Below are 24,718 nucleotides of genomic sequence, written 5' to 3' on the forward strand. Positions count from 1 at the left end.
CATCAGATCAGCTCGTCGTAGATCTCTTTCATTTCTGCAAGCGCTGCAGGGACACGCTCACCGAACCAGGCAACATCTTGCATATCAAGCAAGATATTCGGATACATCCGCGAGAGCGTAGATACCAGAATACCGTGCTCAGCAAGCTTGCTATTTAACAAAATATCAAAAGACATCAATTCAAACGTATAATCAGCCGTATCCGTAAGCGGCTCCGTGCAGCAGTGATAAGAAGCACAGCCAGACGGCCCTTGAACAATTAAAGGCAGACCTACCTTCACTGCTTCCTGGCAGAGTATGTCATGCATCATCTCAGCGTGGCGGTTCATGCTGTGCATCGCCTGTCCTCCATTGCGTCCCAACATTTCCAACGTAGCTTTTACAGCAGCTGTACCTAATGGATAGCCATTAAACGTACCCGCATGAATTACTTTTTTGTCTACAAGCAACTTCATGATATCCGCTCGGCCAACCAGGGCTGACACCGGAACTCCGCCACCCGCGATTGCCTTCCCAAGTGTAGTCAGATCAGGCGTTACACCGAATAACTGTTGGGCACCACCGAGACCCATACGGAATCCTGTTATAATCTCATCAAAAATGAGCACGACCTGGTACTGATCACATAAATGTCTGACTTTTTGCAGATAACCCGGAGCAGGCATGACTCCGCCTCCATTTACACAAACCGGCTCCATGATTACTGCTGCAATGTCGTCTCCATGTTGGCGAAATAGTTCCTCCAGACGGGGTGCGTCATTCCATGGCAAGAGGTAGGATTGAGATTCCATGGCATCCCTTGCCCTCCCCTTTGTTCCTTTCATGTCACCAGGATAGTCTGAAGGTACAGGCAGACCTGTACGTGCAGTCTTGCCACCCATAATATTGTCCGCATTGCCATGATAATGGCCTTCAAAACGTACAAAGCGATTTTTACCTGTCCACGCCCGGGCAAGACGAAGTGCATTCTGGACAATCTCCGTGCCTGATAACCCAAAACGAATCATCTCTGCTGAAGGTACATATTGATGGATCAGTTCCAGAGCCTCTGCATCCAGATCGCAATGACTTACGGAAAGAACACGGTCAATGGTATCCTTCAGACACTCGTTATACTCCTCGTTGCCGTGGCCAACGATGAGGGCACCAAAGCGGGCATATAGATCCAAATACTCGTTGCCGTTCATGTCCGTCACTCTGCTTCGGGAAGCATGCTTGAAATGGAGCGGTGTCTCTTCCCAAGGAAGGTGGAAATTATAGTGCACACCGCCAGGCAGCCATTGTTTCACCCGCTGATTGTACTGCATCATCTCCGTGATCATCCCTTATCGCCTCCCCCACTTGTCTGGTTTACTGCTTCATATCGCTCCAGTAACCTGGACCGATCTTGCGGATCATCCAGCGAATAGGCTGCAGGCAAGGTGTTATTCTCAGCCAGCATATTTCTTACGCTCTGGCCTGGACCGATATCGATCCATACCGTCGCTCCCAGATTTTGAATGCGTGCCAATGCCTGATTCCAGCGAATGGGTTGCAAAAGCTGGCTGCTCAGCAGCTTAGGAATGTCCTCGGCTCCGCGAATGAACTCACCATGTACTGTTGAGCAGATGGGAAACACCGGTGCAGAGAAGGAAATCCCTGCAAGCATCTCTTCAAGCTCAGGCTGAATGAACTGCATCAACTCGCTATGATAAGGTGCATCTGCCTTCATTGGCATCATGCGAAAAGGAATGAATTCCCCACCGTAGCCATCCACCTGATCATCCAGCAGTTGAAGACCCTTCGCAGTACCTGCGACGACAAACTGTCCCGGTGAATTATAACCGGAGATCGTCACATACTCGTTCTGACGAATATTCTCGACTAATTCTTCAAGCGCTGCTTGGGTTACATCAACGACAATACCCGCTCTTCCTTTTTGCTCCTGAATGGAGCGATGCATCAACGCACCACGCTGAGCTGTAAAACGAATTCCATCAGCAAATCGCAATGCTCCCGCCGCTACTAAAGCCGAAATCTCCCCCAAACTGTGACCTACTGCATAATCTGGAGTCATTCCAGTCCGGCGAACAAATGAGTCAAATAAAACGTAGCTTGCCGTCAGTACAGCAGGCTGAGCATATTCAGAGACCGTCAATTGATCCAGGGTCCCTTCCATAACCAGTGCCTTCAAATCAAATCCGATCACCTCGCTCGCTTCTGCAAAGATCTGATTCGCCTCCGGCTCACTGCCCAACAACTCGCTGCACATTCCGATATACTGGCTTCCCTGGCCGGGAAATAGCGCACAGAACGTCATACGCTACCGCCACGCTTGTAATAGGCTTTTAATCCGTAATGCGAGATCATCTCCTGCTGCATCTGAGAGGAACCTTCAATAATCTCCAGAATTTTGGCTTCCTTATACAGCCTGGCAACAGGATATTGGTTACTAATTCCGTTCGCACCATGAACCTGTAGCGCATCACTTGCAACTTCAACAGCAACTTTGGACGTAAAATATTTGGCGATCGTTGTCTCCATGGCGGCCTGCGGGTCCTTGGCTTCTCTCAGCTCGGCTGCCCGTAAACATAATGCTCGTGCTGCATGGACTTTTGTCACCGCATCTCCAATCATGCCGCGAATCAGCTGAAAATGACTCAGCTTCTGATCAAATTGCTTCCGCTTCCTTGAGTAAGTCACCATGGCATCCAGCGCTTCCTGCGCAATCGCCAGCCCTGCCCAGGCAATGCTATATCTGCCCTGGTCCAGCGCCCCGGTTACGATGTACTCAAAACCTCCATTCAGACGTCCAATAATGTGATTCTTTGGTACACGCACCTCATGGAGATCAATCTCAGCTATACCTGTCTCTCCCGCAACCATGACACCTTCAATAGGTTGGGTCTGTACACCCTCAAACTGGCGTTCGACCCAAAAAGCAGTGCTTCGTCCCTGATTCGAGGCAATAATGATAAATACATCTGCCAGATGTCCAAACGTGATCCACTTCTTTTTTCCATTCAAAACATAACAGTCCGATTCTTCTCTCCACTCGGTCTTTACACTTTTGGCATCTGAACCAACTTCCGGTTCAGTCAGGCCAAAGGCAGCAATCCATTCTCCCTTCACCAACTTGGGCAGCCAGGACGATTTTTGCTCAGGCGTTCCGAAACGTACCAAAGTTTCACTTACAAGTGAAGTATGTACCGTTAACAAGCTGCGAACGGCTGGAAGAGCCTTGCCAAATACTTCAGTCAACAGCCCGTACGCCCTAGGACCGAGACCCATGCCGCCATATTCAGCCGGGATCGAGGCAGCCAAGTAACCTTTTTCAGCCATGGCACGGATCAATGTTCTGGGAATGGCTTGCTGCTCCTGAATCTGTTGAGCATAAGGACGAATCTCACGGGCAGCAAACAATTCAGCTTCATGAATAATCTCTTGCTCTACATCCACTTCAATCATTCGGCAACCCCCTCTTGAAGAAGAGATTCATTGAGATAGGCAGCGAATTCGGCAATTGTTTTGTATTCAAACAACGCAACCGGACTGATGTCAACTTGAAGATGCTTACGCGCACGATTAATGATCTTGAGCGCCTGCACAGATGAGACACCAATTTTCAAAAAATTCATCTCTTCATCGATGTCCTCTGGCTCCTGATTCAACGCAGCAGCAATCTCACTTTTGAGAAAAAGCTCAATTTCTTCTTTTGTCATATCATGACCTCCGTTCCCTGATTCACATCTATCCAATGTACATACGGCTCGAATGGGTGTGCTGGCAGATGTACAATCTGGCCAGAGCCATTCGGATGTAACTGTTCCCAATCCAGCGCAGCACCACGTACATAAAGCTGTCCCAGCAATAAAGCAAGCTGATCCTCCATGGTAAGTGTCGGCTCGGCAGACAGGCGGATGAAGCTCTCCTTGCCACTGTATTCAAGCTGCTGCTCTGTCTGATCTGCAGCAATCATAATTACAATGTCGGCGTTTGCCATCTTGCCAGGTGTGTCTTGCAGACTGTCTAACGTCACTCTGTTGTTCACTGGAATGGATTGGCTTGCATGAGCGCTGTGATGTTCCTCGCCATCCAGATGTATTCTGGATACAAGTTCCTCTCCTGCAGCTATTCCTCGAATCTCTTGAATGGAAGGGACCAGACGTACAAGTGTCTCAAGCAAGATCACCCAGTAGTTCAAGGTTGATACCGTATCTTCATTAGAATCGTCTGGCCTGAGTACCTTACGAGCTTGAGCTTCATCTTCTCCGAGAATCTCATGCCCCCCAACCACAATATTGACACGAGCAGCTCGGTTTCTAGGCTTGAAGCCAAATTCCATTTCTTCGATGTTCCACTCTCCGGTTGAACTGACAGCTACTGCTGCACGATACCGATAATGTTTTCTATATCTGTTCCGGGTATAACAAAGATCCTCTAGTGCCAGGTCCGCATGTTTCTTCACATATTGCTCCGTGTTATCAATCAGCTTTTTTAAAGCCTGCTCTGATTTGGCAGAGAACGTTAACAATTGGCCCCGTGCCGAGGCAGCTGCACGGACAGGGGCTTTCCATTCTTCCAGCACAATGTGGGCATTCGTACCTCCCAGGCCAAATGAACTGATGCCTGCCTTCCGTGTTTTTCCTTCAGGTACATCCCACGTTTTATGCTCGCTAACGATATGGAACGGCGATTGCTCCAGTCGGAGGGCCGGATTCGGATTATCCATATGCAGACTTGGTGCCAGTTCCCCATGCTGCATACTGAGAAGAACCTTGGCAAGACTGGCTCCACTGGAGGCTGCAAATAAATGACCAATATTGGTTTTGACTGAACCTAATCCAATCGAATTATCGCTTGTATCTCCCTTTTCCCGGAACAGTCGGAGCAAGGCATTCACCTCAATTGGATCTCCAATCCTTGTCCCCGATCCATGTGCTTCAATATAAGAAATCTCGCTGGGGTTTAGGTTGGCGTCGCGATAAGCGGCACGGAGTACCTCATATTGCCCCTGAGGGTTGGGTGCCATAATGCCCAGGGAATATCCGTCGTTATTCACCGCTGTCCCGCGAATCACACCATAAACATGTTTATTGTTGCGAATTGCCTCTGTTAGCGGCTCTATATATACAACAACAGCACCTTCTCCCAAGACTGAACCATCTGCTTCCCGGTCAAATACCTTCGTATGTTGAGTGGAAGAACAGATTCCAGCATTGCGTGATAGTTGATGAACATGCGATGTAGCCAAAATGTTCGCTCCACCTACAACTGCTCCAGAGATACGCTTGTCCTGAATGGCCGCCACAGCTTGTGTCAGTGCCACCAGAAAAGAAGAACATGCTGTATCTATCGACAGTGCCGGCCCTGTAAAATTGTACATGTGTGAAATGGAGGCCGCTGCTATATTGGACATATTGCCTACCATAGCGTGAGAATGAACAGCCTTTCCAAGACTCCGGTTCATATAATCAATAACCAGATCGAAGTATGTGCTTGGGTTAATCCCTACATACACACCCACATCACGCTTATCCTCATGGTCCACGAGCATACCCGCATCCTCCAGCGCCTCATGAGCAACTTCCAGCAGCTTGCGATGCTGCGGATCCATAAATGCAGCTTGTTCAGACGAGATTTCAAAGAACTCATGATCAAACGTATCCGGTTGCTTCAGTTCCCCAATCCAGTCATCCCAACCGGGTTGCTTGGAACGTGTTGCACGCTCTAAACTAACCCGGTCAACACTATCTAACCCGTTAACCAGATTGCCCCAGAACTGCTCTTGGGTGTCGGCATCAGGCAGACGCAGAGACAGTCCGGTAATAGCAATAGCACGATGTACATTCAGGTGATTATCTGTGGTTTCAGCTTGTTCAAAGTCCTTCGTGTCTGCTGGAAGTTCCTGCAGATATTCCACCATCTCACGTACTGTACTGCAAAAAACAAGTAGTTCTTGTCCTAATTCACGTCCCATATGTGCAGACAGCTTGTCAAGTAATTGATAAGAGAGAATGGAATTGCCTCCAAGTGCGAGAAAAGAAGTATCCATCTCAATCTTTCCTGCGGGCAATTGAAGAATTTCGGCCCAGGCTTTGCGTACGGTATACTCCAAAGAGGATGCGGAAACCGTCTCGTGTTGTTGTTGCGTGTTTTCGCGAATCAGCTCTTCAATGGCCTCGATGTCCTTGGTAAATACTCCACGCTCATATTCGTTTCTCAGCATGAAGCGCTGGACCTTGCCACTCGTCGTTTTGGGAATAACCTTGATTGGGAGAACATGGGTTATCTCAATACCCAATCCAGCCCTCATACGTTGGATCAGATCCTGTCGTACATCCAGAAACTGTGGAGTGCCCGATTTGTATTTAACAAATACAAGCAGCTCTTCTACTTGTTTGAGGCTGTTAAAGTGCCCGACTACCGTCAGATTCCCTCTCGGAATGCTGCTATTCTGGTACAAAATTTCTTCAAGATCATGCGCATAATGGTTCTGTCCCCGAATAAACACAATGTCCTTGATTCGTCCGCTTACAACCAGGGAGCCATCAGCCATATAACCCAAGTCTCCAGTGCGAAGCCACCCATCCACATACATTTCACGATTGATCTCCGGAAGACTGTAATATCCGGAGGTTACCGATTCCCCACGGATCTGGATTTCGCCAACGACCCGCTCATCCAGCACTTCACCCTGTTCATCCGCAATCCGGATCTGAATCCCTGTCATGGGATATCCTTCATGGACAAATTCGATCACATCCGAAGTATGGCTATCACTGCTAGGCAGCTGTACTGGCACAGCCAGTCCTTCCTGCACCAGCCGCGAACGCGAAATACGTTCAATTCGCGGCTCTTCCCCCAGTCTGGAGGTACATACACCTACTGTCGCTTCTGCCATGCCATACGCAGGAAACATCATATTGGAACGATAGCCACAAGAGCTGAATTTTTTGACAAATCGCTCGATAACAGACGTTGATATAGGCTCTGCACCATTCAAGGTCATACGCAGTGAAGACAGATCAAGCGTTGAGAGCTTGGAATCCGGGATCTTCTGAACCATCCATTCGAAACCGAAATTGGTACAGCAAAACCATTTTCCCTGATGCTCCGTAATCTTGCGCAAGAACAGATAAGGCGACCGTACGAAGGTATAAGGTGACATCACCATAATGTTGGCTCCACTCAGGACGGGTGTCAGATGCTGTCCAAATATCCCCATATCATGCGTATGCGGCAACCAGGTAAACACATTATCTCCTTCTTCAGCTCCAAGAAAAGTCTTGCATGCAATACTGTTGGCGATAATATTGTGATTTGTTAACTGCACACCTTTGGGAATTCCCGTGCTTCCTGATGAGAATTGCAGGAACACAATGTCATCAGGAGAGGTTGGGCATAGATCAGCCATCTGCTGGCCTGCTTGAAGCTGGTTCACGCTAATCAACATAAGACCTTTGAATACCGGACTTTCCGCAAGCTGTTTATACTTGGGCATGTAGGCTTCCTCGACGATAACGACTGGACGCCCGAGTACCTCCCACACTTTCGTGAATTTCTCCAGACCGGCTGAGCCTGGTTCCCAGGCAGCCGGAGGACTAACCGGGGCGACAATAATGCCCCCCAGCATACAAGCCCAAAAGGTACGGTAAAATTCCTGTGACTGGTCAATTTCCAAAATAACAACCTGTCCTTGTTGGATGTCTTGCTCCTGAAGAGACTGCAGGTACTTGCGCGCCTGCATCAGTAATTCAGGATATGATTCAAACTGTTCGTCACCTGAAGAGCTGATATAGGTCATTCCCTTTTCTGGATGAGTATCTGCAATGTAGATTAGCATCTCAGCCACTGTTGAATAATGTTCTGGCACAATCAGCTCGGGTCCTCGCTGTATGGATTTACTGGACATGTTGCACCTCCATTGCCTCATTGTGAACTACCACTCTCACATCGCTACCAAGCTTGTCATCAATCAGCTGTTTCATACGTTTGATGTCCAGACCAGCCTGACAGGCCAGATGTACGTACAGACACTCTTCGTCGTAGCGAATAACCCATTCGAATTGGGCGAGTCCCGAATTCGAATCTTGGTCATCCGACGACTGAGACGACATTGGGATCGCTTCGCTACTGGAGATGAAGCCTTGATAATTAAACAGAATCATCTGACGCGTCTCCTGTTCTGCTTGCCTGTAGGCAGTTCCCAATTGTTCCTGTATGCCATCATATTGTGCCGAGAGGGAAGAATCATGTGTAAGTGCCATAAAGTTAATGCTGTGTTGCTTCGTAAATTCCAGACGTTCCAACAGATCTTCCTGTGTGAATTCACTGTCTACCAGCACTGGAATCAGATCTAGGAATTCTCCCACATAATCATAGTAGGATTCTTCGCCATACTCCCTTCCGTAATGCACCAGGGCTATTGGCAATTGGCTTATGTTCAGATAAGCCGCAATGATGTTGGAAAAAGTTTTAAAGCATGTCCACCAAACATCTGCAGGCTCCTTCCCTGCAAGGGACAACTCGACAGTCATCGCTGAAGGCGACAATGTTTCTGTTTCCTTCAACTTGTTCATGACGATGGCGTTACATCTATTCCATGCCTGAAGCGAAAATTGTTTCTCCATTTCATCTTCTGATACCCCTATGGGGCCTTGAGACAGAAAATTTACATAATCCTCATAATTTCGTACTTGGTACAGAAGATCACTCTCGATCTCTATACCTTGCGGTCTATATAATGCCTTCGACTCAAGTTGCTGCTTGATGATCTGGGCACTCATACCATCAAACGCAAGGTGATCAAAACTCCAAATCAGCTTATGCTCTGTTGCTCCTGTACGCAAAATACACAGACGCCAAGGTAGTTCCTTCAACGTATACGTTTTGTGTAACAGAGACTGAACCAGTTTGTACTCCAACTGCTCAATCGTAGCCGAAGCATAATGACGAATATCAAGATATGGGATAAGCTGTTGCAGCATGTCCGCCGCTAACGATATATCACATGGATGCCAATACAATTGTTCTTCCTCATATATCATGCTGTGCAGCAACTGATGCCGGGATATAACCCCAAGAATCAGGTGTTTTACAGCTTGTTCATTCAATTCGCCTTCCAGCGTTGTTGTAAATCCGCTTGCTCGTGAAGTCGTAGAAGCATGTGCTTGTTGAATTGGAGATAGTGGGAATTGACCCATAGGGGTCATGCCCGCCATAAAAGATGAAACCTGATTGCAGCTGTTTAAGACATGCAGGACCAGGCTGTCCAGTTGTTTCTCATGAAGTGTTATGTCCTGTGGTATGACTATCGGGGACTGAATATGCAGGCTATCTTCGGACCAAACTGACGCCGGAGGATTAATATCTACCAATTTGGCAAGTCCTCTAACTGTCGGATATTGGAATAATTCGTTCACATTGATGGCAATTCCTTCTTTTGCCAAAATTTGAGTGAATGCAATCGCTTTGAGCGAATGCCCCCCATTTTGAAAGAAGTGATCTTCCACACCAATGCCTGGATTACCCAGGATCTGTCGCATGGCGGCAAGAATGACACGCTCTGTTTTTGCCCGAGGTGAACTCACCTCCAGAGACCTTTGCTGCTCTTCAACCAAATGCTCGGACAATGCCCTTCGGTCCACTTTGCCATTGGCATTAATCGGAAGATGATCCATTCGAATAATTCGTGCAGGCACCATGTACTCTGGCAGCTGCTGGTGAAGTTCTCTTCGAATATACTCAGCATCTGCTCCAGTATCGGTTGTATAAAAAGCGGCAATGTATAGACTTCCTGATGGTTCTGTAACTGTCATGACAAAGGCATCACGAACTCCCGAAAGACGCTCCATGCAATTGCCTATCTCCGATAACTCAATGCGGAAACCTCTGATTTTGACCTGGAAATCCGAACGTTCAATAAAAATCAGACTGCCGTCAGCCAGACGTTTGACGATGTCACCTGTCCGATACATTCGTTCTCCCTTGCGGAAGGGATCATCAAGAAAGTGTTTTCGCGTAAGATCCTCACGGTTAAGATATCCAATACCTACCGCATCCCCACTGATATACAGTTCACCTGGAACGTTGGGTGGCACAGGCTTCAGCTCATCATCCAGAACATACAAAGCTGTGTTAGACAGGGGGTAACCTATGGGCAGTGAGCCAGTATAAGGCTCTGTTTGCTGTAATAAGTGGTAGGAGGCAAAAAAGGTTGCTTCCGTTGGCCCATATCCATTTAACAGCCTGCCCGGCCCCACGCATGCAAGCGCTTTGTTGGCATGACTCACCGATGCAGCTTCACCACCAAACATCACTCTACGCACATTCTTCAAGCAATCAGCATCCCAATCCACCAGCATATTAAACAAGGATGTTGGAATATAAAATACTGAAATCCGTTGCTGTTGGATGACATCCGCCAAACGAGCCATATCCAAAATGGTCTCTTTTGAGATTAATACAAGAGTAGCGCCATTTATTAATGAAGCAAAAATATCGAAAATGGAACCGTCAAACGCATAGTTAGAAATTTGCAGGATACGATCCTCTGGCACAACGGTGACAAAATTACTATTTTTCATGACTTTGGTCACATTGCGATGACTCATCACAGTCCCTTTCGGGGTTCCTGTTGACCCTGATGTATAAATGATATAAGCCGGGTCAAGAGCAGTCTTGTTCATATGTTCAACGGGCTCCTGCATGTCTCCTGAATCAAATGCTGCCAGTTCATCTGCGGGCACGATACAAGAAACTACAGATTGCCATGTGGAGGCATACGCCGTTTCAGTCAATAACACAGCCGCATCGGAATCTTGCAAAATAAATTCAATTCTCGATGGCGGCGAAGCCGGGTCGATCGGAACATAACTGCAACCCACTTGGAGTGTAGCAAGAATACTGATCATCTGGATCGGTCCACGGTCCAGAATGAGAGCAATACTAGAGCCTGATTTCACCCCTTGTCCAAGCAATCTGAACGCCAGCCACTGAACACGTTCATACAGATCCGCATAGCTCCATTCACCGTCTTCCCAGACCAATGCTGTCTTCTGTGCATGCACATGAACTTGTTCCTCGAATAATTGGGAAATGGTCGCATCTCGCGGATACTGGGTAGCATTATCGTTGACTCCGTACAGCAGCCATTCCTCTTCCTCCGGTGTAGTGAGCTTAATCTGACCAATTCGTTCATTATCCCCTGTTGTGATCTGAGACAGGATATACCGGAATTTATCCAGCATCAGTTCCATGGACTCGGCTTTAAACAAATCTGAGCGATAGTCAAGTTCAACCGTGTAACATTGTTTATGTTCGACCAGTGTCCAAGTCAGATCAAATTTGGCATCCACCTTACCTTCGACCCATGGTTCAAGCATCAGTTCCCCGGCTTCAGGATCATCGGTTCCCATATTAATGTAATTTAGCACCACATCAAATAGGGGGTTGCGGCTTAAATCACCGAATAGACCAAGTTGTTCCACCAGTGCTTCATAAGGATATTGTTGATGCTCATAACAGGATAACAGCTTGCCTCGCATCTCATTCAAATACGCCTCTGTGGAGCATTCTCTGTCCATGCTGGTGCGAATGGCAAGCATGTTCACGAACATACCCATAACGTTATTGAGTTCTGGCTTCTCACGCCCCGCAACCGCTGTACCAACGACCAAGTCGTCTTGACCCGTATACTTCCAGATTAATAGATTCAAAGTTGCCATGAACAACATATAGGGTGTAAGCCCTTGTTGAGTACAGAAGTCATTGACCTGTGTGCTTAACGACTCACCAAGTTCAATGGAACGTCTGTCTCCGCTGTAGGATGACGCGCCATGTCTTGGGAAGTCTGTAAGCAATTCAACCGGTGCAGGCATGTCTTCGAATTCCCGTATCCAAAAATCGGCGTCTTCAACAGATTGTCCATGTGACGCAGCTTCATCACGCCATTCCGCATAATCCTTATACTGAATATCAAGAGATTGCAATGTTTCTCCTCTGTACATGCGAGCAAAATCCTGCATCAGGATAGCAATGGAACTCTGATCCGAAATGATATGATGCATGTCGATGAATAAGATGTGTTCCTCTTGAGAAAGGCGAATGAGCTTAACACGAACCAATGGTGCGCTGGTCAGATCAAAAGGCTTGATCCATTCCATGACCTGTTCTAACCCTGCCGTTTCTAATTCCAGCAACTCCACCACGCTTGGAACCTGATCCTCCACAATTTGGAAAAGCTCACCGTCAATCATTTCAAATCTGGTACGGAATGCTTCATGTCTCTCTACCAGTGCATCCATTATTACTCTGAATTGCGTAGGGTCAAGTTTTCCCCTTACCCTATAGGAACTGGCGAGATTGTACGCTGTACTCTCCCCTTTCATCCACTCATGCACCACATACATTCTTCGCTGTGCAGAAGTGGTCTTGTATTTCTCTTTCTTAGGTACAGGCAAGATTGGGTTCACTGAATCAGAGTGGCTTGTAACCTGATGTTCAGCAATCCATTGAACCATGTGTTCAAACACAGAATGATCAAAAACCTCTTCCAGCCCCAAATTCAGTCCAAACATTTCTTTAATCCTCGACGCCAAGGTAATCGCTTTTAATGAATGACCCCCAAGCTCAAAGAAATCATCTTCAAGGCCGACTGCTCCATTACCAAGCAACTCCTGCCACAATTGCGACAATATATGCCTTATCTCATCATCAGTCCGTTGAACCCTGACTTTCCCAGCTGGAGATTGGTCTAATGCTGTGATAGAACCCGCTGCAACCTGTGACATACCTGCAAGCTGATACAACGCAACATCATGTTGATGAACAATGGGGTCAAAGGAATACGTCGGCAGGGAGATTTTTTGCCTGCGCCCCGTTCCGTTTAACTGTTCCCAATCCAACTCCATGCCAGAGCACCAGCAAAAAGCAAGTACTTTCATTAAATACACGTCTGCCTCAAGCAAGCTCTGACGATCTCCAGTAAGAGCTATGATGTTTGGCTCTGATAATGAATCCGGGACTATTTGGTCTGTATCCTGCTGTTGATTCGAAACGATCCACAGCGTATGCCCAGCAGATTCAGAAAGCGTCTTGCGATTTAGCAGCGTAAACAGGAAATTTGGAGATAACAGTGGTGCAATGCTCGACGCAAGGTCTGTTACAGTTGCATCTGTCATCCTTCCTGTCATAGCATCTGACAATGCTCCTTCTTCTAGTGACCAATGCTCCAGATTGTATAGAAGCCCCACGGCATGTACTGGATCAAGTGCATCACTAATGACCAACCCCACCAGTTCGCCAACGCCTTGTCCACAGACAGCATCCGGCTTGATACCAAGCTGCATCACGGTTTGATAAAGAGCATATTGCACAACAAAGCACTGCATGCGCTCAAGCCTTGAATCGGTTAACGATCGCCCTATGCCTTGGCGAATGGCATACTGTTCCTTGGACTCAAAGAGGTTCAGTATCTCTTCAAAGTGCTGTTTAAATATCTCTGATACCTGGCTGCGATACACAGAAGCATATAGTTCCCGAATCTTGCGAGCTTCCCAACTTGCATTCCCGCTAAGGTAAAACATGACCTTAGGCTTCCCATTCATCACACTTGCCTGTGTCTCGAACTCTATAGACTGCTCACTTGGCGGAATATAACCGTCCACAACGATCAGTGCTTTACGATGAATGAATCTGCTTCTTCCCTTTTGCAGAGTCCACGCAGCATTGGGCAACTGCTCCGGCAATGCATGGATCGCCTGTAGAACCGAATCGTACGTGCGTTCCAGCGCAGATTCACTCTTGGCCGAGAAGGGCAGCAGAAGCAAAGATTCATAACTCGCTTGGCTCTCTTGGACGGGTGGTTGCTCCAGAATGACGTGAGCATTGGTCCCCCCGATCCCAAACGAACTGACACCCGCTCGCAGGATACCCTTCGCCTCTTCTAATGGCTGTGGCTCCTTGTTGATATAGAAGGGACTATGCTCCAGCTCCAACATCGGATTCGTCCGATTCATGTGAATCTGTGGCGGAACCACCCGGTGATAAAGCGTCAGTACGGTTTTAATAAAACCGGCGACACCTGCTGCCGCATCAAGATGTCCAATATTGGCTTTCACAGAACCTAGAGCACAATAATTTCTACGATCTGTTCCCCATGACTGCCTGAGCGCTTCGATTTCAATCGGGTCACCCAATTTGGTTCCTGTTCCATGCGCCTCCAGATAGGAGATCTCTTTTGGAGATACTCCCGAACGATGCAGGGCAGATTGAATAACCTTGACCTGCCCGGCCACACTCGGTGCCGTATATCCAATTTTGTCCATGCCATCATTATTAATCGCTGAACCTTTAATGACTGCATAGATATGATCTCCATCTCTCTGCGCGTCGCGGAGTGACTTGAGCACAACCATTCCGCATCCATTACCAGACACAGTACCAGATGCCTGCTCATCAAACGGTCTGCAATGACCATCCTTGGAATAAATCATGCCTTCATGCCAGTGATAACCTTCTTTGAGCGGATAGGAGATAGAGACACCTCCCGCAAGTGCCACATCACACTCTCCCCGAATCAAAGATTCAGCAGCTTGGTGGATAGCGACCAAAGAAGTCGAACATGCGGTCTGGACTGCCATACTCGGCCCTCTCAGATTTAATTTGTGAGATACTCGGGTTGTAATATAGTCCTTTTCATTTAAAGTCATGGCTTCAAAAGCCTGTAGCAAATTACCGGAACGACCTAGAAATTGCACCATCCATGGTAAGCTCAGTCCACTTCCGGCAAACAATCCTATAGATCCCTCATAACTGTAAGGATCACATCCGGCATGCTCAAGCGCCTCCCATGAGCACTGATGCAGCAGCCGTATTTGCGGATCCATCATATTGGATTCCTGATGCGGATATTCGAAAAATCCGGAGTCAAAATACTCAGTGTCTTGCAGTACACCTTTGGCCCGTACATAATCGGGATGTTTGAAGTCTTCCGGTCGTACACCCGCAGCGGTTAGATCATCTTCATCCAGACGGGTGATACCGTCCTTACCTGCCATTAGGTTATCCCAGAACTCCTCAATATTTCTTGAACCGGGAAAATGCCCTGCCATGCCAATGACTGCGATATCCGACGAAGAAGGAATTCTGCTACTGTGTTCTGAGGCAAACTGGATACTCTGTTCCGGTCTGCTCTGATCTGGTCTGCTCTGTTCCACTTTGCTGTGTTCAACTGTGCTCATCACATACTCTTTGGGAGCTGTTGTCGGGTCCGGGTTCGTAACAGGATATCCAGTCGAAGCGATATGCCCGCTCTCCTCTTGTACCTGTTGTGTAACTGTCGGCAGCACGTGCTCAGCCACCAGATGATTGACCAGTGATGCAATGGAGGAATGCTCAAACAATTGCACCAGCGGAACGCTTTTATCCAGATAGGTATTCAGCCGATTATTGATCAGAATAAGCCCCAGCGAGTTGCCTCCAATGTCAAAAAAGTGATCATGGATATTAACCGTATCCAGATTCAATATTTCCTTCCACGCTGCAATAAGCATCTGCTCCAGATCAACTTTTGCCCGCTCGATTCCTTGAATCGATGAGCCATAAACCAGAGCCGGGTTAGCCCTCTCTCCCGTTTCAAAATCAGCCAGACGAAGGGCATTGCGATTCAGTTTGCCATTAGGCAGCACAGGCAGATTTTCCAGACGAATCAAGCGAGAAGGCATCATGTACTGTGGAAGCCGCTGCTTTAACCAGGTCCGAAGCTGTACGTCTTCATCCCCCATAACGGAAGGCCCAATCCCAGGCTTCAGACTGTAGAAAAGGATTAATTGCAATGAATGTGACTCGGCCCCTTCTACCTTAACGACAGCTTCTCTTACACGTTCATAATTCATCGCTGCCTGCTCAATCTCATTCAGTTCAATCCGGTAGCCACGAATCTTCACCTGCTGATCCAACCGTCCCATTAACTCAACATCCCCATCCGGCAGTATACGGGCCAGATCGCCAGTTCGGTACAAACGGCCTCCCAAAACATTGGAGTTTGCCATGAATCGGGCATCGGTCTCAGCTGCATTATGCAGATAACCGCGGGATAATCCTTTTCCTGCAATGCACAGCTCTCCATAACTGCCAGGTGGCAGTATTTCACCTTCATCATTCAGAATATAAATCTCTGTATTGGTAATGGGCTTGCCAATGGTAATTGCGGCTGTGTCATTCAATTCTTTGGTCGTTGACCAGATTGTAGTTTCCGTTGGTCCATACATGTTAAAGACTCGAGCGGGCGTAAGCCGCTTCAGATCGGTGAGAAGTCCCACAGGGACATTTTCCCCTCCGGTAAGAACACACCGCAGATTGCCCAGCGTCTGAGCGAATTCCGGATTTTCGACAAATGCCTTAATGCGTGAGACCGTGCTAAGAATGTGTGTAACACCATGTTCACGTATTCGACGGGAAGCAAGAGCCGGGTCAAGCTGCTCCTGCTCATTGGCCAGATACAACGAATATCCGGTGCATAATGGTGTCCACACTTCAAATCCGAAAATATCAAAAGATATGGTCGTTACACTGATGATGCGATCTGTCTCATGTGCAAAAATATGTCGGTGCCTGATGTCCTCAACAAAATTGACCATTGCCTCATGAGTAATCATGACCCCTTTGGGACGCCCCGTCGATCCTGAGGTAAAAATCACACAGGACAGATCCGAAGACAGGAGGCTTATGTCCGGGTTAACGGATGAGCGCACATCCTGGGCAGTTGGATCATACACAAATCGCTCTCTGCTAAAAGTCACTGTGCCTTCTTCATCAGGCGTACACAGCAATACGTTCATTCGGCTATCTTCGATCATATTCACGATGCGCTGCTGCGGAAAAGCAGGGTCCAGAGGCACATAAGCCGCCCCAGCTTTCAGCACCGCCAATAGCATAATGATCAACGATTCATCTCGTCTGGATAATATGCCTACAGGTTCATCCCGGCGCACACCTTGATCAATCAGCTTCCAAGCCAGCGTATTAGCTTTTTCATTAAGCTCCCTGTAGGTAAAAGCGGCTCCGGATGATACAAGGAGAGCTTTCTTGTCTGGTGTGAGTTCTGCCTGCAGCTCGAACAGCCGATGCAGACCCACCGCAGGATAGTAATCCAGACGTGGACCAGCAAGACGATGGACTGGGTGCTCGTGAGAACGTTCGTTTCTCTCAAACAGTTCGCTCAGAGACAGATTGGGCTGTTGTACAACCTCTTCGCAGAGTCCGATAAACTCCTGCATCATACCTTCAACTGTGTCCCGGCGGAACAGATCCAGCGAGTATTCGATATATCCTTCAATCACCTGCTTCTCCCTGTTTTCTTGACAGGTCATTAACAGATCATAAGTAGACGTACCCGTCTCCACGGGAAAAGAACTGAATTGCAAACCATGAAGTTCAAGTCCATGCAAATCCATGTTCTGATAATCAAAACAAACATCAAATACCGGATTTCGGTTCAACTCACGTGTCACGCCCAGTTGTGCCACAAGCTCATTAAACGGATATTCCTGATACGCAAAAGCATCCAGTGTATGTTGTTTAAGTTCGCGTAAAAAATCAGTATACGTACGATCAAACGTTGGGAAATTCCGCATCGCAATCATATTAACAAACATGCCTACCGTCTCTTTCCACTCCTCTTGCATCCTTCCTGCAACAGGCGTTCCTACCACAATGTCCTGCTGATCTGAGCGGTGTGCGAGAAGAAGATTCCACACACTTAGCATTACCATATACATGGATGCTTCCGATGAGGAAGCCAGCTCGTGCAAGTGTTGTGTTACCGAACGATTCAACGTGAAATGGAGACGTCCCCCTTGCATGGATCGCTGTGATGGACGCTCATGGTCAAGTGGAAGCTCCAGCACAGGTAAAGAAGGGCCAAGATGGTCCAGCCAGTACGTTTGATGTGAAATGTATTCCTGTGAAGCAAGACGTTGCTGCTGCCATACCGCGTAATCTTTGTACTGCAATCGGACTACATGCTCTTTGCCAAAATATAAATCATTGAAGTCACGAGTAATGATTTCGACAGATGTACCATCCGCGATAATATGGTGAATATCAAAGAATAACAGATGCCTGCGCTCGCCTATCTTAATCAGTTCAACCCGCATAAGCGGAGCTCTCCCCAGATCAAAAGGACGAATCAATGTCTCGATCATCGCAGGCAACTCTTGGTCATCTGCCACATGCTGCTCTGCGTAGCCCATACTTAAGCGAACCGAAGGTTGGATGATCTGAACGATCTCAACGCCCCGTATCTCAAACGATGTTCTGAGCGCCTCATGATGTTGCATCAACTTCTGCAAAGCAGCCTCAACTCTTATACGGTCCAATTCACCTTCAATAATGGTTGCAGACGGTAGGTTGTATGCCGTATTGCCTGGATCAAGCATCGCTTGTGTGAACATACGCATCTGTGCAGAAGAGATTGGATAAGCATCCATAGTGGGTGCAGATTGAATTATCTGTTGGTCCACTTTTGGTTTCGCCATGACATAGAGATGCTCCGCCAGTTGAATAGGCGTTGAATGATTGAAAATATCTGCTACCTCAGGCTGAATTCCTAAATGAGACCGGATCCATGCAGACAAGCTGACTGCTTTGAGAGAATCTCCTCCAACCGCAAAGAAATTAACCTCTTCATCTAGATCATCGATGCCAAAAATCGTTCGATATGCATCAAGGACAATCTGCTTCAGTTGGTCTGAACCGCCAGTAAAAACTGTCCCTTTTATTAGAGTAGAGCCACTTCCCTTTCCCTGATCTGCATGCTGCCTATCATCCCCGGTACCCATTCCTTCCACTACTGATGAGCTAGAAAGAGAAACACCCACAGGATAGGATTGTTTGTTGAAAACATAAGTAGGCAGAGAGCATTTGCGTCGTACCGTCTGCCCTTTGAGCACCTTCCAGTCCGGTTCAATGCCTTCGCACCATAACTCCGCAAGTCTGCGGTTCACATAGATACTGTCCTGCTCCGTCTCCCTTACGTGACGCAGCATATTCAGTACCGTCTGGGAATCTCTTGATAGACTGTGCTGTCTGGCAAAGGAGCCTAGCGTTCGTCCTGCACCTACTTCAATTAATACAGCCCGCTCATCCTTCAGCACTTCAGCCAGGTTTGATTCAAATAACACCGGCTGTAAAATATGACGGGACCAATAGTCAGGTTGTGTGATTTCATCTCCAAGCGCCCATGTTCCACTGGTGTTGGACAGTAAAGGGATCTGTGGCGTATGAAGTGAATGCTCTGCTATATAACGTCTAAATTCCTCAGCGGCCTGATTCATCATTGGCGTATGGAATGCATGGGAAGTCTTCACACGAATGCACTTCCAGCCCAGTCCTTCAGCCTTGGCTTCCATCCGTGAAATGGCTTCAGCTGTCCCACCAATCACACTGGAACCTGTAGTATTCACCAGGGCAAGCCACATGTCTTCCTCCAGTTGTGACTTCACCTGCTGTGCATCCGCCATAATGGCAAGCATAACCCCGGGTTGTTGTTGTTGCATCAGACGTCCGCGAAGTCGAACTAACTTGACTGCATCTCCGAGTTCGAACACACCCGCTACCGCTGCAGCAGCCAATTCACCAATGCTGTGTCCGATCATGCCATCTGGCTTGATGCCCAGATCCAGCAGTGACTTGGCCAGCGCATAACTTGTCATGAACAGTGCGAATTGGCTGTACTCCGTCTGGTTTATTCGCTCAGGCTGCTGATCACCGTATACAACGGAAAGCATATCTTCTCGTTCTTCCGCGGGCAGAAGGTCCAATATTTCCTGAATATAACTTCTGAAGATTGGAGCCAGGCCTGCTTGCTCTGTAGATCTGTATAGTTCTGCACCCATTCCCTGATACTGACTGCCCTGTCCGGGGAACATAAAGTATACGGGACGAGTGCCTTGAGCCGAATGGTATACGCGTGCTTTTCCCAGCTGCTGTATCAGCTTGTCCGGATTATCTTTCCATGTCTTATCCAGAATGAGTGCCTTACGATACGCAAAAACAGATCTACCTGACTGCAAGGTCCACGCTGCGTTCGATACAGATTGATTCGGCTGCTGAGTCAGATGTTCCATAATCCGTTCAGCGGTGCGGTTCAGCGAGTACTCTGTTTTGGCGGAAAAAAGCAATATATTTACGTCATCATCCGGACTGCACTTCTCCATCTTGGGAGCCTCCTCCAATACCATGTGAGCATTCGTGCCCCCCACACCAAATGAATTGATTCCTGCGCGCATGACTCCAACATTGCCCTGTTTCCAGTCCACCCCTTGTGCATTAACTTTAAATGGCGTATTCAAAAAATCAATTTTGGGATTAGGTTGCTCATAATTCGCTGTTCCAGGGATATAACCTTGTCCAAGACTGAGCGCTACCTTGATTAAACCAACCACACCTGCGGCAGTATCCATATGTCCCACATTGCCTTTGACCGAACCCAGATAACAAAATTGCTTTTGGTCGGAAGCAAAGGCCCGAGTTAACGAGTTTACTTCAATTGGATCACCAAGCAACGTTCCCGTACCATGTGCTTCGATATAACTCACCGTTTCCGGGTCTACTCCGGCTACCTTATAAGCATCCTGAATGACTTCAGCCTGTCCGCTTACGCTTGGAGCAAGAAAACTAAGTTTCTCTTGTCCGTCATTGTTAATTGCTGAGCCTTTAATAACCCCGTAGATATGATCTCCGTCCCGCAGAGCATCGGTTACCCGCTTCAGCACCACAATTCCCATACCATTGGAGAAGACGGTTCCACTCGCTGCCGCATCAAATGGACGACAGTGTCCATCTGTGGAGAACATCATGCCATCCTCAAATATGTAACCCCCTTCATTGGGCAACTCCACGGTGATCCCACCAGCCACGGCCACATCACATTCTCCAACGATCAAAGATTGACATGCCAGATGAGGTGTAACCAATGAAGTAGAACATCCCGTTAGAGCGGTATAGGCCGGCCCTTTTAAGTTCAGCTTATAAGCCATTCGGGTAGCGAGAAAATGATTGGTGCTGAGGGTAAATGCTTCGTATTTACTGCTATAGTTAGCATCGTTAAAAAGCACTTGACGGTACCATTCGAAGTCATCGGACCCGCCAAGGAACACACCCACCTTACCCGCTTCATCCGGCCTGCAGCCTGCATCCTCCAGCGCTTCCCATATTCCCTGATACAGAAGTCTGAATTGGGGAGACATCATTTTGGCTTCACCGGGAGTATAGTCAAAGAACCCTGCATCAAACTCATCGATGCCGTTGGCACGTCCTTTTGCCTTGACATAACGAGGTGAACGCAGCAACGCTTCCTCGACACCAAGCTCCCTCAATTCATCATCACTATAAAAGTGAATGCTTTCCCGCCGTTCAACAAGGTTACTCCAGAACTCCCTTATATCCTCAGCACCCGGCACATTCACCGCCATGCCCACAATTGCAATGTCCTCACGCATAATGCCGTCTTTTCGTTGAAACAATTGTTCCCTTTCAGTCGGTATCCGAACTCCCTCATCTTTCGGTCCCAGCGCTGCAAATTGACGCAATGTCGGGCATTCGAAAAAACGAGGCACAGGGAACTCCACATCGGTATAATGCTTAAGTTTATTGTGAGCCTGAATGACAGAAAATGAATTTCCGCCCAATTCAAAGAAATGGTCATCGCGCCCTACTCTCTCAACACCGAGCACTTCGGTCCACACTTCGGCTATAACCTTCTCAAGCTCAGAAGACGGAGCGGTATAGAACGTACTGGAAGCGTGAGCATGCGTGATATCTGCCATGAGTGCCTTCCGGTCAATCTTCCCACTGCTATTCAATGGAAATTCGGATTTATGTACAAAAACGGATGGTATCATATATGCCGGTAACAAACGAGACAGATGCTCTCTCAATTCGACAGAAGGTAGCTCCTGCTCTGACAGATAGTAGGCATACAGCAAGCCGGACCTACCTTCAAATGATTTCATGACTACCACGGTCTGGATGACACCCGGATAGGATGACAGGGTATTCTCAATTTCGCCTGTCTCCAGTCTGGCTCCCTGAATTTTAACCTGAAAATCAATGCGTCCCAGATATTCGATCGTACCACTTGGGAGTGAACGTACCAGATCCCCTGTACGGTACATGTACCTGAAATGCTCTGCGTCCTGTCCTTCTTGAAAGAAAGGATTAGGGACAAACTTCTCTCGGGTCATCTGTTCCAGATTCAGATATCCACGTGCAAGCCCAACACCGCTAAGACAAAGCTCCCCTGGAATACCTAACGGCTGAAGCTCACCTTGATTTCCGACGACATACCATCTGGACTCATTGAGCGGGTAGCCAATCGGTACATTGCCCAAGCCTTCGTAATGGCTTAATGGATAATGAGAAACCCATATGGTGCATTCGGTTGGACCATAAACATTTTCAAGACTTGCTCTAATGCCTAACCTGTTAAATTTCTCAATGATGTCTGGCGTGACTGCCTCTCCGCCAACAAACATCCATTTCAGCGTTTCCAATGCTGACAGATCGGAGCGAAGCTCCATCGTTTCCAGAAAAAGACGGAATAACGTTGGAACAAAGTTGATGTGCGTAACCTTATGTGATGCCACCGTAGACACAATACGAGCAGGGTCTTTTTCTGCTCCAGGCTCAAGAATACTTAGTGCGCCTTCACCCATGAACCAGCCAAAAAGTTCCGTGGCCGACACATCAAAGGTATATGCTGTTTTCAGCAAGTAAACATCCTGCGCCTGCATTGGAAAACGACGCTCCAGATCAAGCAGTGTATTAACTACGCTATGATTTTCAATCATGACTCCTTTGGGCTTGCCTGTTGATCCGGACGTGTACATGATATAGGCAAGGCTATGCGGATTCAGCGCCTCTTCGAGGTTTGAGACATCCCCCGTATAGGCCTGATCGCCCTCAACGTAGATGTACTGGACATCCAGAGTCTCGTCATCTTTTTCGGGCTGCATAGCCAGCACTATGGATATGTCTGCATCCGATATAATATAGTCCTTTCTGGACAAAGGGTAGGAAGGGTCTACAGGTACAAAAGCACATCCGGCTTTTAATACAGCCAATAGGGCAATGACCATATCCGAGGAACGTGGCATCTGCACGCCAACTGCCGCGTTATCACTTTTTTTACTCGCAACGATCTGCCTAGCCAATTGATTCGCTTTTGCGTTGACCTGCGCATAGGTCTGATGCTGCTTCCCTTCCAATAGAGCTACCCGCTCCGGGAAACGTGCTACTTTATCGTGAAATATATCCATAATATGTTGTGGAGTGTAGGGAAAATAAGAAGTTTGATTGAATCGGTACAGTAGGTTTTCTTTCTCATCTTGCATCAGGAGGCTGAACTCCCTGATTTTTTGCTCAGAATTGGTTACTAGTTGATTCAGCAAATATAGAAATCGTTGGCCCATTCGCTCCATTGAATCTTCACGGAACAAGCTCGGTTTATATTGCAGCTTCAACTGAGCTCCTTGCGGTGAACGACTCAACACCACCATTAGATCTCCTGGAAACGTAACCTTATCCTGATCCAGAATACGAGTTCCGAGCATATCTTCCTCATAGGAATCATAAACAAAGGAGATATCAAACAACGATGGTGATCCGGGTTGAGCCTGTAACATGCTGTCTCTGACAATGAGGTTATTGGGATATCCGATGTTCCTGTACGTATCCATCCAGGTTGTGGCTACTTGTTGCAGCAGAGGTTTTAGAGTTGATTCGAGGTCAATATGGAATCGCATAGGCAACATATGGACAAAACATCCAATCGTTTCTTCCAAGTCCATACCGGGACGATGAGAATATGGGGAGGCAAAGGTGATATCATCTGTACCGACATATTTACTCATAAGAATGCCAAAGGCACCCATAAAGAACATAAAAACGGTTACTTCATTATCTTTGGACATCTGTGTAATATCAGCCATTAACGATTCCGAAATATCAAATCGCAGTTCATGACCAATCCCTTCTTGTACAGAACCTGCTGGAAAGTCATGTTTTAGAGAAAGAGGTTCCGCTCCCTTCATTTTGTTCAACCAGTATTCCTGTTCTTTGGAGTACTTGTTTTCGTGCAGTTTCTTGTTCTCTGCCTCAACATAAGAGATGAATCCTTCATCCAGCTTGACATCCACAGGCTGATCTTCAAGAAGACACGTATATGACTGGATAAGTTTGTTTCTCATCAGTTCAAGCGACAAGCCATCACATATTAAATGATGAATACATAAGGTCAGAATATATCGGCTTTTATCCATCTGAACAATCATTATACGGAACAGAGGACCTTTCTCCAGCTCAAAAGGTGTCCCGATGCATTCATCCACCAGTGCTTCTAACTGTTGTTCCTTTGGATTCTCCTGGTTCTCGCTACTTAGGTCCCACAAGGCAAGTGAATAATCCATATCTTCATGAACGGATAACACGGGTACATCATTTTGAATCTCAATCCGAGTACGCAGCACCACTTGCTCATACATAAGCAATTCGATGGCCCGGCGAAATATCTCCATTTGAAGATGATCAAATTGCATTGAAGCTGAGATGTTATACGAAGCGGGATCATTCACCTGACAATCAAAATAGATTCCCTTTTGTGTTTCGGAAAGTTCAACGGTTTTTTGTACCATCACGACCACACCTCATCGTTTAATTGAGATTCAAGCTGTGT

Annotated in this window: 6 protein-coding genes; all 6 read right to left on the bottom strand. The window is 47.3% G+C overall.

From position 1 onward, the window contains the following. Positions 1-2: 2 nt before the first annotated feature. Genes ACE04G_RS00375 through ACE04G_RS00400 form a run of 6 tightly spaced genes read right to left on the bottom strand, consistent with a single transcriptional unit; the run spans position 3 to position 24,677 of the window. The gene (locus ACE04G_RS00375; RefSeq protein WP_449003542.1) at positions 3-1,322 is read right to left on the bottom strand and encodes an aspartate aminotransferase family protein; all 1,320 of its coding nucleotides are present in this window, start codon (positions 1,320-1,322) and stop codon (positions 3-5) included. After that, positions 1,319-2,299, bottom strand: coding sequence for an ACP S-malonyltransferase (locus ACE04G_RS00380; RefSeq protein ID WP_449003541.1), 981 nt, complete (start codon positions 2,297-2,299; stop codon positions 1,319-1,321). Before ACE04G_RS00380 ends, ACE04G_RS00375 begins: the two co-directional genes overlap by 4 nt. Continuing rightward, complete coding sequence (locus tag ACE04G_RS00385; protein ID WP_449003540.1) at positions 2,296-3,447, bottom strand: acyl-CoA dehydrogenase family protein; 1,152 nt, start codon at positions 3,445-3,447, stop codon at positions 2,296-2,298. Before ACE04G_RS00385 ends, ACE04G_RS00380 begins: the two co-directional genes overlap by 4 nt. Further along, positions 3,444-3,701: an acyl carrier protein gene (locus ACE04G_RS00390; protein WP_036668520.1), complete on the bottom strand. Its 258-nt coding sequence runs from the start codon at positions 3,699-3,701 to the stop codon at positions 3,444-3,446. The genes ACE04G_RS00385 and ACE04G_RS00390 overlap by 4 nt, the downstream gene beginning before the upstream one ends. Next, complete coding sequence (locus tag ACE04G_RS00395; protein ID WP_449003539.1) at positions 3,698-7,894, bottom strand: non-ribosomal peptide synthetase; 4,197 nt, start codon at positions 7,892-7,894, stop codon at positions 3,698-3,700. The genes ACE04G_RS00390 and ACE04G_RS00395 overlap by 4 nt, the downstream gene beginning before the upstream one ends. Beyond that, a complete protein-coding gene (locus tag ACE04G_RS00400; protein WP_449003576.1) occupies positions 7,884-24,677 on the bottom strand; it encodes an amino acid adenylation domain-containing protein in 16,794 nt (5,597 codons plus the stop codon). Before ACE04G_RS00400 ends, ACE04G_RS00395 begins: the two co-directional genes overlap by 11 nt. Positions 24,678-24,718 lie beyond the last annotated feature (41 nt).

The sequence above is a fragment of the Paenibacillus sp. AGC31 genome, assembly GCF_057334655.1.

Bases quoted from the DNA above. Each gene is read 5' to 3' on its own strand.
- ACE04G_RS00390 (WP_036668520.1), bottom strand. From the start codon at position 3,701: ATGACAAAAGAAGAAATTGAGCTTTTTCTCAAAAGTGAGATTGCTGCT.
- ACE04G_RS00395 (WP_449003539.1), bottom strand. From the start codon at position 7,894: ATGTCCAGTAAATCCATACAGCGAGGACCCGAGCTGATTGTGCCAGAA.
- ACE04G_RS00385 (WP_449003540.1), bottom strand. From the start codon at position 3,447: ATGATTGAAGTGGATGTAGAGCAAGAGATTATTCATGAAGCTGAATTG.
- ACE04G_RS00400 (WP_449003576.1), bottom strand. From the start codon at position 24,677: ATGGTACAAAAAACCGTTGAACTTTCCGAAACACAAAAGGGAATCTAT.
- ACE04G_RS00375 (WP_449003542.1), bottom strand. From the start codon at position 1,322: ATGATCACGGAGATGATGCAGTACAATCAGCGGGTGAAACAATGGCTG.
- ACE04G_RS00380 (WP_449003541.1), bottom strand. From the start codon at position 2,299: ATGACGTTCTGTGCGCTATTTCCCGGCCAGGGAAGCCAGTATATCGGA.